Source organism: Marinobacter gudaonensis (genome assembly GCF_900115175.1).
Taxonomy (GTDB): domain Bacteria; phylum Pseudomonadota; class Gammaproteobacteria; order Pseudomonadales; family Oleiphilaceae; genus Marinobacter; species Marinobacter gudaonensis.
Map to the genome: position 1 here is coordinate 47,502 of NZ_FOYV01000005.1, position 12,973 is coordinate 60,474.

General features: G+C 59.9%; 13 protein-coding genes. 8 read left to right on the top strand and 5 right to left on the bottom strand.

Translation table 11 applies throughout. The features are described from left to right. Nucleotides 1-31: 31 nt before the first annotated feature. Nucleotides 32-613 carry an electron transport complex subunit RsxA gene (gene rsxA, locus BM344_RS17070; RefSeq protein ID WP_091992390.1) on the bottom strand — a complete coding sequence of 194 codons (582 nt, stop codon included), beginning with the start codon at nucleotides 611-613 and terminating at the stop codon, nucleotides 32-34. Between the two features lie 45 nt (nucleotides 614-658). Beyond that, on the bottom strand, nucleotides 659-2,689 hold the full coding sequence (gene metG, locus BM344_RS17075; RefSeq protein WP_091992391.1) for a methionine--tRNA ligase: 2,031 nt from the start codon (nucleotides 2,687-2,689) through the stop codon (nucleotides 659-661). A gap of 198 nt (nucleotides 2,690-2,887) precedes the next feature. On the opposite strand from metG, the gene apbC reads away from it, so the two are divergent. The 4 genes from apbC (at nucleotide 2,888) to BM344_RS17095 (ending at nucleotide 6,795) form a co-directional block, all read left to right on the top strand. After that, the gene (gene apbC / locus BM344_RS17080) at nucleotides 2,888-3,988 is read left to right on the top strand and encodes an iron-sulfur cluster carrier protein ApbC (protein ID WP_091992392.1); all 1,101 of its coding nucleotides are present in this window, start codon (nucleotides 2,888-2,890) and stop codon (nucleotides 3,986-3,988) included. Nucleotides 3,989-4,279: 291 nt separating this feature from the next. Then, nucleotides 4,280-4,846 carry a dCTP deaminase gene (gene dcd, locus BM344_RS17085; RefSeq protein WP_008172848.1) on the top strand — a complete coding sequence of 189 codons (567 nt, stop codon included), beginning with the start codon at nucleotides 4,280-4,282 and terminating at the stop codon, nucleotides 4,844-4,846. Further along, nucleotides 4,843-5,442: a YjaG family protein gene (locus tag BM344_RS17090; protein ID WP_091992393.1), complete on the top strand. Its 600-nt coding sequence runs from the start codon at nucleotides 4,843-4,845 to the stop codon at nucleotides 5,440-5,442. The genes dcd and BM344_RS17090 overlap by 4 nt, the downstream gene beginning before the upstream one ends. Nucleotides 5,443-5,517: 75 nt before the next feature. After that, on the top strand, nucleotides 5,518-6,795 hold the full coding sequence (locus tag BM344_RS17095; protein WP_091992394.1) for a valine--pyruvate transaminase: 1,278 nt from the start codon (nucleotides 5,518-5,520) through the stop codon (nucleotides 6,793-6,795). Here BM344_RS17095 and BM344_RS17100 read toward each other — a convergent pair. The 3 genes from BM344_RS17100 to purM form a co-directional block, all read right to left on the bottom strand. Further along, entirely contained in the window at nucleotides 6,792-7,520 is a 729-nt protein-coding gene (locus tag BM344_RS17100; protein ID WP_091992395.1) for a DUF3108 domain-containing protein, read from the bottom strand. The genes BM344_RS17095 and BM344_RS17100 overlap by 4 nt on opposite strands. 95 nt (nucleotides 7,521-7,615) lie before the next feature. Beyond that, on the bottom strand, nucleotides 7,616-8,278 hold the full coding sequence (gene purN, locus BM344_RS17105) for a phosphoribosylglycinamide formyltransferase (protein WP_091992396.1): 663 nt from the start codon (nucleotides 8,276-8,278) through the stop codon (nucleotides 7,616-7,618). Next, nucleotides 8,275-9,339 carry a phosphoribosylformylglycinamidine cyclo-ligase gene (gene purM, locus BM344_RS17110; RefSeq protein WP_091992397.1) on the bottom strand — a complete coding sequence of 355 codons (1,065 nt, stop codon included), beginning with the start codon at nucleotides 9,337-9,339 and terminating at the stop codon, nucleotides 8,275-8,277. Before purM ends, purN begins: the two co-directional genes overlap by 4 nt. A gap of 159 nt (nucleotides 9,340-9,498) precedes the next feature. On the opposite strand from purM, the gene BM344_RS17115 reads away from it, so the two are divergent. The 4 genes from BM344_RS17115 (at nucleotide 9,499) to BM344_RS17130 (ending at nucleotide 12,963) form a co-directional block, all read left to right on the top strand. Continuing rightward, nucleotides 9,499-10,824 (top strand): DUF2066 domain-containing protein, encoded by a 1,326-nt coding sequence (locus BM344_RS17115; RefSeq protein ID WP_091992398.1) that lies wholly within the window; start codon nucleotides 9,499-9,501, stop codon nucleotides 10,822-10,824. A gap of 24 nt (nucleotides 10,825-10,848) precedes the next feature. Further along, entirely contained in the window at nucleotides 10,849-11,409 is a 561-nt protein-coding gene (locus BM344_RS17120) for a CDP-alcohol phosphatidyltransferase family protein (RefSeq protein WP_091992399.1), read from the top strand. Next, entirely contained in the window at nucleotides 11,406-12,104 is a 699-nt protein-coding gene (gene hda, locus BM344_RS17125; protein WP_091992400.1) for a DnaA regulatory inactivator Hda, read from the top strand. The genes BM344_RS17120 and hda overlap by 4 nt, the downstream gene beginning before the upstream one ends. Nucleotides 12,105-12,165: 61 nt before the next feature. Next, on the top strand, nucleotides 12,166-12,963 hold the full coding sequence (locus tag BM344_RS17130; RefSeq protein WP_091992401.1) for a ParA family protein: 798 nt from the start codon (nucleotides 12,166-12,168) through the stop codon (nucleotides 12,961-12,963). Nucleotides 12,964-12,973: the final 10 nt, after the last annotated feature.

Consider the following 12,973-nt stretch of genomic DNA (forward strand, 5'->3'; position numbering starts at 1 on the left):
TCCCGATTCCCCAATTCTTTCTGCACGCCCGTCACACGCTGACCAGACCGGTGAAGCCCAGAAAGGCCAGCGCCATCAGGCCTGCGGTCACAAGACCGATGGAAGCGCCCCGAAACGCCACCGGCACATCCGCCACCGCAATCCGCTCACGCATGGCCGCAAACAGAACCAGGACCATGGAGAAGCCGGCGGCCGCACCGAATCCGTACAACACCGATTCCACGAAATTGTTCTGCTTGTTGATGTTCAGAAGCGCAACGCCAAGCACGGCGCAGTTCGTAGTGATCAGCGGCAGGAAGATACCCAGCACGCGATAGAGCAGGGGACTGGTCTTGCGAACCACCATTTCGGTGAACTGAACCACCACGGCAATCACCAGGATGAAGGTGATGGTGCGCAGGAAGGCCAGGTCCAGCGGCTCCAGCAAGTAGGTGTAGGCCAGGTAGCTGCACACAGAGGCCAGGGTCAGTACAAAGGTGGTGGCCAGGGACATGCCCATCGCTGTCTCCAGCTTGCCGGACACGCCCATGAACGGGCACAGGCCCAGAAACTGAACCAGCACGAAGTTGTTCACCAGAATGGTGCTGACCAGAATCAGCAGAAATTCGGTCATTTAATCTGCTCCATTGGCAACTGACAGCGCTCTGACCGCCGGTCGTTACATTATCCGCATGCCCGGCGTAGCGCCGGAATCCGGAGACAGGATGAATATGTCCTTGCCCCCTGGGCCTGCAGCCAGAACCATGCCTTCCGACATGCCGAACTTCATCTTCCGGGGCTTGAGGTTGGCCACCATCACCGTGAGCCGACCTTCAAGATCCTCCGGTGTATAGGCCGACTTGATACCAGCAAACACGTTGCGCTCGCCATGCCCCACGTCAAGAGTCAGGCGAAGCAGCTTGTCGGCGCCTTCCACGTGTTCGGCTTTGACAATCTTCACCACTCGGAGATCCACTTTTGCGAAGTCGCCAAATTCTATTTCATCGGCAATCGGCTCGAGATTGGCAGACGGTGCCGGTTTGCCGGTCGCTGCAGGCAACTCCTCTTTGGAGGCGTCGAGCATTTTCTCGATCTGCGCCATGTCCACCCGGTTCATCAGCGGTTTGAACTTGTTGATGCCGTGGTTCTCCAGCCGCTCGCTGCGCTTGTTCCAGTCCAGGGGGGCGTTCAGGAACGCTTCCGACGCCTTGGCGGTTTCCGGCAGTACCGGCGCCAGGTAGGTCATCAGCAGATGGAACATGTTGATGGCGTTGGTGCAGATGGCCTGCAGGTTCTCGTCCTGGCCTTCCTGCTTGGCGATCACCCACGGCTGCTCATCATTGACGTACTGGTTGGCAATGTCCGCCAGTTCCATGATCCGGCGCATGGCGCGGCCAAACTCACGGGCCTCGTAGAATTCCTCGATCTCCTTGCCAGCCTCGATGAATTCCTTCAGCTTGGCGTGCTCGGTGACCTGACCCAACTGGCCGTCAAACCGCTTGGTGATAAAACCGGCGCTGCGGCTGGCAATGTTGACCACCTTGCCCACCAGATCCGAGTTCACCCGGGCGGCAAAGTCCTCTAGGTTCAGGTCCATGTCGTCCACGCTTCCGGTCAGCTTGGCGGCAAAGTAGTAGCGCAGGTATTCCGGGTTCAGATGGTCCAGGTAGGTGCGGGCCATGATGAAGGTACCGCGGGACTTGGACATCTTCTTGCCGTTAACGGTCACAAAGCCGTGGGCCCAGACGGCTGTTGGTGTGCGAAAGCCGGCATCGTGCAGCATGGATGGCCAGAAGAGCGCGTGGAAGTTGATGATGTCCTTGCCGATGAAGTGATAGACCTCGGCGGTGGAATCAGCTTTCCAGAAGTGCTCGAAATCGATGCCTTCGCGGTTACACAGGTTCTTGAAGCTGGCCAGGTAACCGATGGGGGCATCCAGCCACACGTAGAAGTACTTGCCGGGTGCGTCGGGAATCTCGAACCCGAAGTAGGGCGCATCGCGGCTGATGTCCCACTCCTGCAGGCCGGCGTCCAGCCACTCGGCCAGCTTGTTGGCAACCTGAGGCTGCAGGGTGCCGCTGCGGGTCCATTTAGCCAGGAAATCGTGGAAATCCGGCAGCTTGAAGAAGTAGTGCTCGGATTCCTTCTCGATGGGTGTGGCGCCGGATACCGCCGAGCGCGGGTTGATCAGCTCTGCCGGCGTGTAGGTGGCGCCGCAGGCCTCGCAGTTGTCGCCGTACTGGTCCTCGGTCTTGCACTTGGGGCAGGTGCCCTTGATGAACCGGTCCGCCAGGAACATTTTCTTCTCAGGATCATAGAACTGGGTGATCTTGCGCGTGGCAATGTGCCCGTTTTCCTGCAACTGGCGATAGATGTACTCGGAGAACTGACGGTTTTCCTCCGAGTGCGTGCTGTAGTAGTTGTCGAAACGGATGTGGAAGCCGGCGAAGTCTTCCTGATGCTCGCCACGGATGCGATCAATCAGTTGCTCGGAAGTAATGCCCTCGCGCTCGGCACGAAGCATGATGGCGGTGCCGTGGGCATCATCGGCGCAAACGTAGTAGCAGTTCTGGCCCCGCATCTTCTGATAGCGCACCCAGATATCGGTCTGAATGTACTCCAGCAGGTGCCCCAGGTGGATCGGGCCGTTGGCGTACGGCAGGGCACTGGTAACCAGAATGTCGCGCTGTTGCTTGCTCGCTTGCGTCATGGTGATGTCCGAACCTTATGTTGAGTCGGGTTGGAAAGACAGTTTCGGGGTTCTGGCCGCTTCCGGATTGATTGCGCCAGGTAAAGACCCCATATGGTCAGAAACGGGCACAGATGATACCTTCCGAGCAGATATTTTTCATCCGAATCACCTGTTTCCGTGCTTTAAATCGAGCATGAGCTTATTCCGGAGAACCCGATGACACAGATTTCTGAGCAGGCCCTGCAGACCGCGGTTCGCCAATACCGTGACCCGTACCTGAACAAGGACCTCTACGAGTTGGGTGCCGTCAAATCCCTGAACGCCGACGATAGCGGCAACGTGACCCTGATGGTCGAACTGCCGTACCCCTCGAAAGGCATCGCTGGCGCCCTCAAGCAACTGGTCGGGAACGCCCTGGAAGACGTCGACGGTGTGGCAAGCGTGGACATCCATGTGGGCCAGAAAATCCACGCCTACAAAGTCCAGAAAGATCTGCCCTCGGTGCCGGGTGTCAAAAACATCATCGCCGTGGCCTCCGGCAAGGGCGGCGTTGGCAAATCCACCACCGCCGTCAACCTCGCCCTGGCCCTTCAGGCCGAAGGCGCGAAGGTTGGCATCCTCGACGCCGACATCTACGGCCCCAGCATCGGCATGATGCTCGGCGTGCCCGAAGGCAAACGCCCCGATACCCGCGAGAACAAATACTTCGTTCCCATGGACGCCCACGGCCTGCAAGCCAACTCCATGGCCTTCGTGGTTACCGAGAAAACCCCCATGGTCTGGCGCGGCCCCATGGTCAGCGGCGCCGTGATGCAACTGCTCCAGCAGACCCTCTGGAACGAGCTCGACTACCTCATCGTCGACATGCCCCCGGGCACCGGCGACATCCAGCTCACCCTGGCCCAGAAAGTGCCGGTCACCGGCGCTGTGATCGTCACCACACCGCAGGACATCGCCCTGCTGGATGGCAAGAAAGGCATCGAAATGTTCCGCAAAGTCGACATCCCCGTGCTGGGCGTGGTCGAAAACATGAGCGTGCACATCTGCAGCAACTGCGGCCACGAAGAACCCCTCTTCGGCCACGGCGGCGGCGAACGCATCGCCGAGGAATACGACACCACACTCCTCGGCCAGCTGCCTCTGCACATGACCATCCGCGAACAGACCGATGGCGGCACACCCTCGGTAATCGCCGAACCGGACTCCGAAGTGGCCCGCCGTTACCGCGATATCGCCCGAAGGGTAGGCGCCGAACTCTCCACCCGGGAGCGGAACCTGACCGGCTCTATTTCAAGTGTCTCCGTAACCGAGCATTAATTGCGTTTCGAAGGTTGCGGCGTTCCACTCCGAGGTATGCTCGCGGTCATAGGGACTCCCTTCCAAAAATGTCGAAGGCCATGGATGGCCTTCGCCAAGCGCACATGGATGTGCTCGTAGCGGTTTTTGGAAGGGAGTCCCTATGGGCGCAGCCCGCCACTCTTGAGGTCCAAGTTGCAAGCCGCAGCCCCCGAGCTCAGTGAGCGAAGTAAGCCGCCGAAGCTTCGACAGACCCCATGGGAACAGGTAAACTACGCCTCAATTTTTCCCAGTGGATACGAGACTTCGCCAATGAGCATCAAATCCGACAAGTGGATTCGCCGGATGTCCGAGCAACACGGCATGATCGAACCGTTCGAAAGCGGACAGGTTCGTGAAACCGAAAAAGGCCGCGTGATCTCCTACGGCACCTCCAGCTACGGCTACGACGTACGTTGCAGCAACGAATTCAAGATCTTCACCAACGTCCACTCCGCCACCGTGGACCCGAAGAACTTCGACGAAAACAGCTTCGTCAACTACACCGGCGACGTCTGCATCATCCCGCCAAACTCCTTTGCACTGGCCCGCACCGTTGAATACTTTCGCATTCCGCGCAGCGTACTGACCATCTGCCTGGGCAAGTCCACCTACGCCCGCTGCGGCATCATCGTCAATGTCACCCCGTTGGAGCCGGAATGGGAAGGCCAGGTCACCCTGGAATTTTCCAACACCACCAACCTGCCGGCGAAAATCTACGCCAACGAAGGCGTGGCGCAGATGCTCTTCTTCGAGTCGGATGAAATCTGCGAAACCAGCTACAAGGATCGCGGCGGCAAATACCTCGGCCAGACCGGCGTGACCCTGCCCAGGACATGAACGCCAACCAGTTTCTCAAAGCCGTCTCACAACTGCAGGGCTGGCGCGAATGCGCCTTCCTGCTGGCCCTGGCCGAGCGTTCCTTTCCCAATTACGCCCTGTTCGCCGATGCCGTTGGCCTGAAAACGGGCGCCAAAATGCGCCAGTTGCTGGATCTTGGCTGGGACATGCTGCAAAAGGACGTCTCTGAAGCCTCCATACCCCAGCTGTTGGCCAAGCTTGAAACCCTGTCTCCGGATGTCGATGCCTACGACGCCTATGGCGTGTACCCGGCCTTCGATTTCTGCCAGTTGCTGGAGCAGGCACTGCTCAACCGGCTGAACCCGGCCAAGCATCGCGCCACCGACGCCTCCCAGATGGCCACCGGCACCGTGATGAACTTTATCGAGCTCTCCGAAGGCGACGAACTGGACGAGGACGAGCTGGTTCGTTTGCTGGACCACCACCCGCTGATGAAAGAAGACAAAACCTTCCAGCGGGATCTGGTGCTGGCTCTGAAGCGTCAGCGCACGCCCACGGACCAGTTTGTCGAAAGGCTTCGGCAAGAGTCAGCCAACGATGGCGTCAGCAACCTCGGTATCTCACTCAACGATTGAACGCCGTAGTCGTGGGCAGGCTACACTTCCGGTATTACCTGTAACTCTCAGCTCAGTGCCAATGGACTCTACCCCATGAAACTCTCTGCTTTTGGTCGCAAGTTCACCGCCGATGCCGGTATTACCTCTCTGATGGACGATCTGGGCAACGCCATGGCCTCCGGCGACGACATGATCATGATGGGTGGCGGCAACCCCGGGCACATACCCGAAGTGCAGCAGCGAGTGCAGGAAATCCTCGCGGACATGAGCCGGAATGAGGGGGATGTGCGCCGACTGGTTGGTATCTACGACCCCCCACAGGGCGAAAAGCAGTTTATTGCCTCACTCGCGGAACTGCTCAACCGGGAGTATGGCTGGGGCCTGAAGCCCGAGAACATCGCCCTCACCAACGGCAGCCAGGCGGCCTTCTTCATGCTGTTCAACATGTTTGGCGGCGATTACGGGGAAGGGCACCGCAAACACATTCTGCTGCCGCTGGCCCCGGAGTACATCGGCTACGCCGATGCAGGCATCGAGCCCGGGCTGTTCGACGCGGTCCAGCCGGACATCTCCTTCACCGATGCCCACGAGTTCAAGTACCGGGTGGACTTTGATGCCGTGGAAGTCACCGGGGAAACCGGCGCCATCTGCGTTTCAAGGCCCACCAACCCCACCGGCAACGTAGTGACCGATGACGAGCTCGCGCGGCTGGAGCAGCTCGCCCGCGAGCATGACATCCCGCTGATCGTGGACGGCGCTTACGGCACGCCGTTCCCCAGCCTGCTGTTCGTGGACGCCACGCCCACCTGGAATGACCAGATCATTCTCTGCCTGAGCCTGTCAAAGCTGGGATTGCCCGCAGCCAGAACCGGCATCGTGATCGCGGCCGAGCCGATCATCAAGGCGCTGTCCGGCATCAATGCCATCATGAACCTGGCCACCGGCAGTTTCGGCGCCATGCTGGCGGAGCCCCTGGTCCGCTCTGGCGAGATCCTGTCCCTGAGCCACGACGTGGTGTGCCCGTTCTACAAGGCCAAAATGGAGCGGGCGGTCGCCGCGTTTCGGGAGGCCATGGGCGAAGACAGCTGTCGCTGGTATGTCCATAAACCCGAGGGCGCCATGTTCCTCTGGCTTTGGTTTCCGGACCTTCCCATCACCAGCCTGGAGCTGTATCAGCGACTGAAAGGGCGAGGGGTGCTGGTGGTTTCCGGGCATTATTTCTTCCCGGGGTTGCCCGAGGATGACTGGAAGCATCGCCACGAGTGCCTGCGGGTAACCTATTCCCAGGATGATGACCGGGTGGCCGAGGGGCTTCGCATTATTGCCGATGAGGTCAAGGCTGTCTGGCGGGAGGCCGGTCGCGCGCTCTAGCGCTCGAACTCCGCGTCTTTCAGTCGTAGCTCGTAGGTGCTGCCATCGGGTTCCACCTGGCGCAGACGAACCATCAGGTAGTTTTGCTCCTTCGAGAACCAGATCAGGGTTTGTCGATCAGAATTCTCGCGAACCTTTTCCGCCTTGAGCGTGGCCTGCATTTGCCCGCCGGCCCTGACCGATTCGCCATTAATAACCGCAAAGCGTTCCTCGTCGATGCGTCCCTTGTCGAGTACCTGGTAGCTCATCTCACGCAGTCCGTTACGGATGTCCTGGTGAAGTTGCAACTGGTAGCCCAGGGGGTCGAGCACGCCCTCATCGATGGCAACCTCAAAGGCTTTGCCCTTGTAGCGTCCGGTGGCCAGCCCCTTTTCCCAGTCAAAGTCGATGGATTGTTTCCGATCGCTGACCAGAAAACCGGACAGGCTATAGCGGTAGCGCATGGGGATGACACGGCCGTTTTGCCACCGGAAGATCAGCGACTCGTCAATGTCGGCAATGAACGAATCCACATCGGTGCGGTACAGCCAGATGTCGTTGCCCTGGGCGGTCAGTGTACGTTTGGCGGTGCCATTGAGGGTGATCCCCTTTTCCATGGCAGCGGTGTAGCTGGCCTCGAAAGGAACCAGTTCGGATGTGGTTTCTGCCGCGCTCGCGGCTGGGCTGGCAAAAGCGCCAATGAGCACCAGCAGCATGGCACAGAGTCGGTTGGAGGGCAGTGTCATGAAAAAGGCCTCAAACAGGAACTGTTACCGTCATCATTGGCGACAGTGTAGACGCTTGGGCCGTACTCGAGCATGACAATTCGTTCAGGCAATCCTCAGCTGGCGCTCAGGCGCATCGGCTGCTTCAGGGGCTGACCATCGAACAGTACGCCCTCGCTGCCTAGCTGGATGCGGCCCTCGCAGAACCAACGCACAACAATGGGGTAGAGGATGTGCTCCTCGGCCTGAACCTTTTCCGCCAGGGACTCCGGTGTCTCGTCCTGACTTACCGAGACCTCCGCCTGGGCAATGACCGGGCCGCCATCCAGTTCCTCGGTGACAAAATGGATGGAGACTCCATGCACCCGGTCACCAGCTTCGAGCGCCCGCCGATGGGTGTTCAAGCCTGTATATTTGGGCAGCAGGGACGGATGGATGTTCAGCATCCTGCCCCGGAAGGCTCGCACAAAATCGGTGGTCAGGATGCGCATGAAGCCGGCGAGAACGATCAGGTCCGGGTTGTGACGGAGGATTTCCGCCATCAAAGAGGCGTCGAACTCTTCCCGGGAGCCAAAGTCCTTGTGATTCACCACGAAGGACTCGATATTCGCCTGTGCCGCGCGCTCAAGGGCAAACGCGCCCGGCTGATTGCAGCCCACGGCAACAATCTGGCCGGGAAAGTCCCGCTCACGGCTGGCCTCGATCAGTGCCTGGAGATTGGTTCCGCTGCCGGAAGCCAGAACCAGAATGCGTGGCAAGGGGGTCGGGTCCGCCTTCATGCCGACAACAGCCCCGGGGCATAGCGCACGCAGGGCTCCGCGTCTTGCGTGGAGGCGCTCTCGATAACGCCGACCTGCCAGGCGTGCTCGCCCAGTGCCCGGAGGGTGTCGAGGGCCAGATCTTTCTGGTTGGCCGGTACACACACGATCATGCCAATGCCACAGTTGAAGGTACGGTACATTTCCTCACTGGCAACGCCACCCTGATCTTTCAGCCACTGGAACACCGGCGGCAGTTTCCAGCTGCTGGTGTCGATGGCGGCCACCGTGCCATTCGGCAGGACGCGGGGAATGTTTTCAGGCAATCCACCGCCGGTTATGTGAGAGAGGGCGCGTACGTCCACTTCCCGGATCAGCTGGAGCAGGTTTTTCACGTAGATGCGCGTTGGTGCCATCAGCGCGTCCGCAAGTGTCTCATGGCCCATGGGCTGGTTCAGGTCTGCCTTGCTGACCTCCAGAATCTTGCGAATCAGTGAGTAGCCGTTGGAGTGGGGGCCGGAAGAGCCGAGGGCCAGCAGGACATCACCAGACTGAACGCGGCTGCCATCGATGATTTCGCTACGCTCGGCAACGCCAACACAGAAACCGGCCAGATCATAATCGTCGCCTTCATACATGCCGGGCATCTCGGCGGTCTCGCCGCCCACCAGGGCGCAACCTGCCAGTTCGCATCCCGCGCCAATGCCGGCAACCACCTGGGCGGCAACGTCGACATTGAGTTTGCCGGTGGCGTAATAGTCGAGGAAGAACAGGGGCTCTGCACCCCCAACCACGAGATCATTAACGCACATGGCGACCAGGTCGATGCCAATGCTGTCGTGCTTTTCCAGCTGCATGGCCAGGCGCAGTTTGGTGCCCACCCCATCGGTGCCGGACACAAGTACCGGTTCATTGTAGCCAGCGGGAATCGAGACCATCGCGCCAAAACCGCCGAGGCCGCCCAGCACCTCCGGGCGGCGGGTGCGCGCTGCGGTATCCTTGATGCGACGTACGAGTTCGTTGCCTGCGTCAATGTCAACGCCAGCGTCGCGGTAGGTAAGGGAGGGCTTCTGTTCGCTCATGGGGTTCTTAACCGTTGGCCAGTGGGTCAGGCGGCGGATTTTAACAGGTGCGCTGTAGTGCTCCAAATGTATATTGCTTTTCGGAAACCCGGGGCTGCTACTCAGCCTGTAGGGCATGGTGTATCCTATGCGCCATTCATGCGAATTGCAGGGTGTTTCATGTCGTTATCAGGACACAAGTTGCCACAGGCGCCAGGATTGGCTGCTCGGTTCTTTGCATTCATCGGGCTGTTGCTGCTCATCTGGTCCGGGCCGGCCACCGCGGTGACGGTGTCTGGACTCTACTCTGCCCGGGTTCCGGTGGAGGGTGCGTCCGAGGCGCAGCTGACCAAGGGTTATGCGGATGGTCTGAGGCAGGTGCTGGTGCGGGTTTCCGGCAGCCAGGATGTTCTGGCCACGGCGGGCGTGGATAGCCTGCTTGCAGATGCCGAATCGCTTCTGTTGTCGTATCAGGTTGCCCGTGACGAATCAGGCCAGAGCATTCTGAGTATGTCATTTGGTGCAGTTGGCGTTAACCGTGCGCTGGCGTCCATTGATGCGCCCGTGTGGGGCGCCAACCGGCCGCTGACGCTGGCGTGGATCGCGGTGGAAGATCGCGGCGCCCGGACCCTTGTTACGGGAGCCTCCGAAAGCACCGCGAGTGCCACGGCCGATGGCGGTTGGAGCACAGCTTTCGATGCAGCCGCCCGAAAGCGTGGTTTGCCCCTGACGACACCGCCAGAGAGCTTCAACACCAGCCGGGAACTGCTTTCAGACATCTGGGGGCAGTTTGTCGGCCGGGTGAAATCAGCCTCCTCAGACCTCGAACACGACGTCCTGGCCCTGGTGCGCGTCAGCCGCGCGGGCGGTCAGTGGCGTGCTGGGTGGGTTTTTGATGGCATGTCGATGGACGCCGGTGAGGAATCGGTCACTGCGCCTACGCAGCAGGCGCTCGCCGAGGCGGTGATCAACCGCTGGGCAGAGCGGTATGCGGGCCGTTACGCCGTCGCCGCCTCGGAAGTGGGCGATTCTCCGCAGGTGGATATTGTGCTTCGGGGTGTCAGCTCCCTTGAGGACTATGCCCGCGTGAACAAGATCCTTCAGGACCTCACGCCCGTGGTTGGCGTGGGCGCGCACCGTGTCCGCGATGATCAACTGACGCTGCGGGTTGCCTTCTCCGGCGAGCTGGATCAGCTTCAGGAATACATCGCGCTGGACCCCCGCTTCGTGCCCATCGAATCTGGCATTCCCGCAGAGCCGGAAGTTGCGGATTCTGCCTCGACCAAGCTTCCGGGCAGCCAGGAGAGCGGGGTCAGTGCCAGCGAGCCGCCCGCAAAACCCGAGGGCGAGGAATCCCGGACTGCGGCCGATGAATCGGCCATGTTCACCTACCAGCCCGTCCCCGTCGACGAAGAAGAGGCCCAGCAGGCGTTCGAATCCCTGTACGAGGTCCTGTATTATCGGTGGCAACCGGCCTCTGTCATCGGGAGCGGTGGCAGCGAATAAGCAGGGGTAATCGGAGGGAATCGTTTGAATTTACACCGTTGGCGCTGGATTCCCAATGCCCTGACGTTCCTGCGAATTCTGCTGATTGCTCCCTTCGCTGGCGCCCTGCTTGTTGGCGACTACCGGCGTGCGCTGGTGATTTTCTTCCTGGCTGCGGCCACCGACGCCATTGATGGATTTCTGGCGCGGCATTTCAACTGGCGCTCCAGACTGGGGGCCATCGCCGACCCTCTGGCGGATAAAGCCCTGCTGATTACCGCCTATCTGATGCTGACTCTGACCTCAGTGCTTCCCGTCTGGCTGTTTGCCGTGGTTCTGGGCAGAGACCTGCTGATTGTGGGCGGAGCTCTGGCCTATCATTATTTTGTGGGTCGTTACGATATGGAGCCGAGCATTCCGGGCAAGATCAACACCTTTGTTCAGATTCTCGTGGCGCTGGCCATCATTGTGCTGCTCGCCGATCTGCCTATGCAGCCCTGGGTGGTGGACGCTGGCATTGTGGTGGTTGCGGTGTCGGCCATTGCCAGCGGCGGGCACTATCTGGTGGTCTGGAGTGTGCGGGCCTGGAGGGCAACCCGGTCATGACGGCATCGCAGCTGGTTCTTGGCGTCAAGCTGCGGGACGACGCCCGGTTTGACAATTTTCACGGAGAGCGTAATCGTGAAGCTGCCGACAGGCTGGAGGCACTTTGCCAGCAGGCGGGCGGGGTGCCGGTGGTGGTGCTCTGTGGTGATGCCGACACCGGCAAAAGCCACCTGCTTCAGGCTGCCTGTCACAGTGCCGATCAGCAGGGAAGGTCGGCCGTTTGCATCAGTGTCGCCGAGTTGCAGCCATTTGGTCCCGCAGCGCTGTCCGGGCTGGAGAGTCAGGATCTGGTGTGCCTGGACGACCTGGACCTGGTGGCCGGCAAGCGGGATTGGGAAGAGGCTATTTTCCATCTTTACAACCGGATAGACGACCGCAACGCGATGATGATCGTGAGTGCGTCGGATTTGCCGGGCCAATTGCCGTTCCAGCTTCCAGACCTGGTGTCCCGGCTGAGGCATGGGCTCACAATTCAGCTGGGCATATACAGAGACGAGGATCGACTCCGCATACTGATGGCGCGGGCCGAAAAACGCGGACTGGTGATGTCACGCGAAGTGGCCGCCTACATCATGCGCCGGGCGCCCCGTGGGTTGGGCGACTTGCTTGGAATTCTGGATATGCTGGATGAGAATTCACTGCAGGCACAGCGCAGGTTGACCATTCCGTTCGTTAAATCGGTGATGAGATGGTAGCCGGAGGCAACGGGGCTGATCCGGAAAAGAACGATAACGGCTTAATCGAGGGAGAGACAGAATGAGACGGGTAGTTTTCAATCAGAAAGGTGGCGTGGGTAAATCCAGTATCACCTGCAACCTGGCCGCGATCAGTGCGGCACGCGGCAAGCGCACGCTGGTAGTGGACCTGGATCCCCAGGGCAACTCGACCCATTACTTGCTGGGCAAGCCCGCCAGTGAATTGAAAGACACGGTGGCAGACATGCTCGAGCAGACCGTGGCGTTCACCGTCTTCAACCGGCGGCCAGACGAGTTCGTCCATGCCTCGCCATTCAATAATCTGTTTGTGATGCCGTCCAGCCCGGAACTCGATTTTCTCGAGCGCAAGCTCGAGGCCAAGCACAAGATCTACAAGCTGCGCGAAGCCCTGAAAAAGCTCGGCGAGACCTTTGACGCCATCTACATCGACACGGCGCCAGCACTGAACTTTTATACACGGTCGGCCCTGATTGCGGCGCAGCGTTGCCTGATTCCATTTGACTGCGACGATTTCTCACGCCAGGCGCTCTATAACATCCTCAACGAAATCCGGGATTTGCAGGAAGATCACAACGAGGACCTGGTGGTGGAGGGCATTGTTGCCAACCAGTTCCAGCCCCGTGCCAGCCTGCCTCGCCAACTGGTGAGAGAGCTCACCGAGGAAGGCTTGCCGGTGTTGCCGGTACGGTTGTCGAGCTCCGTGAAAATGAAGGAATCCCATCAGAGCCGCCAGCCGCTTATTCACATGGCGCCGAAGCACCCTTTGACGCGCCAGTACGAGGACCTGTTCCGGGTTTTGCACGGCGAAACCGTGGAGTTGGAACCTCTGACCGACTAAGGCAAGAACG

Coding starts and splice junctions, on each gene's coding strand:
- rsxA (WP_091992390.1), bottom strand. CDS start 613: ATGACCGAATTTCTGCTGATTCTGGTCAGCACCATTCTGGTGAACAAC.
- metG (WP_091992391.1), bottom strand. CDS start 2,689: ATGACGCAAGCGAGCAAGCAACAGCGCGACATTCTGGTTACCAGTGCC.
- apbC (WP_091992392.1), top strand. CDS start 2,888: ATGACACAGATTTCTGAGCAGGCCCTGCAGACCGCGGTTCGCCAATAC.
- dcd (WP_008172848.1), top strand. CDS start 4,280: ATGAGCATCAAATCCGACAAGTGGATTCGCCGGATGTCCGAGCAACAC.
- BM344_RS17090 (WP_091992393.1), top strand. CDS start 4,843: ATGAACGCCAACCAGTTTCTCAAAGCCGTCTCACAACTGCAGGGCTGG.
- BM344_RS17095 (WP_091992394.1), top strand. CDS start 5,518: ATGAAACTCTCTGCTTTTGGTCGCAAGTTCACCGCCGATGCCGGTATT.
- BM344_RS17100 (WP_091992395.1), bottom strand. CDS start 7,520: ATGACACTGCCCTCCAACCGACTCTGTGCCATGCTGCTGGTGCTCATT.
- purN (WP_091992396.1), bottom strand. CDS start 8,278: ATGAAGGCGGACCCGACCCCCTTGCCACGCATTCTGGTTCTGGCTTCC.
- purM (WP_091992397.1), bottom strand. CDS start 9,339: ATGAGCGAACAGAAGCCCTCCCTTACCTACCGCGACGCTGGCGTTGAC.
- BM344_RS17115 (WP_091992398.1), top strand. CDS start 9,499: ATGTCGTTATCAGGACACAAGTTGCCACAGGCGCCAGGATTGGCTGCT.
- hda (WP_091992400.1), top strand. CDS start 11,406: ATGACGGCATCGCAGCTGGTTCTTGGCGTCAAGCTGCGGGACGACGCC.
- BM344_RS17130 (WP_091992401.1), top strand. CDS start 12,166: ATGAGACGGGTAGTTTTCAATCAGAAAGGTGGCGTGGGTAAATCCAGT.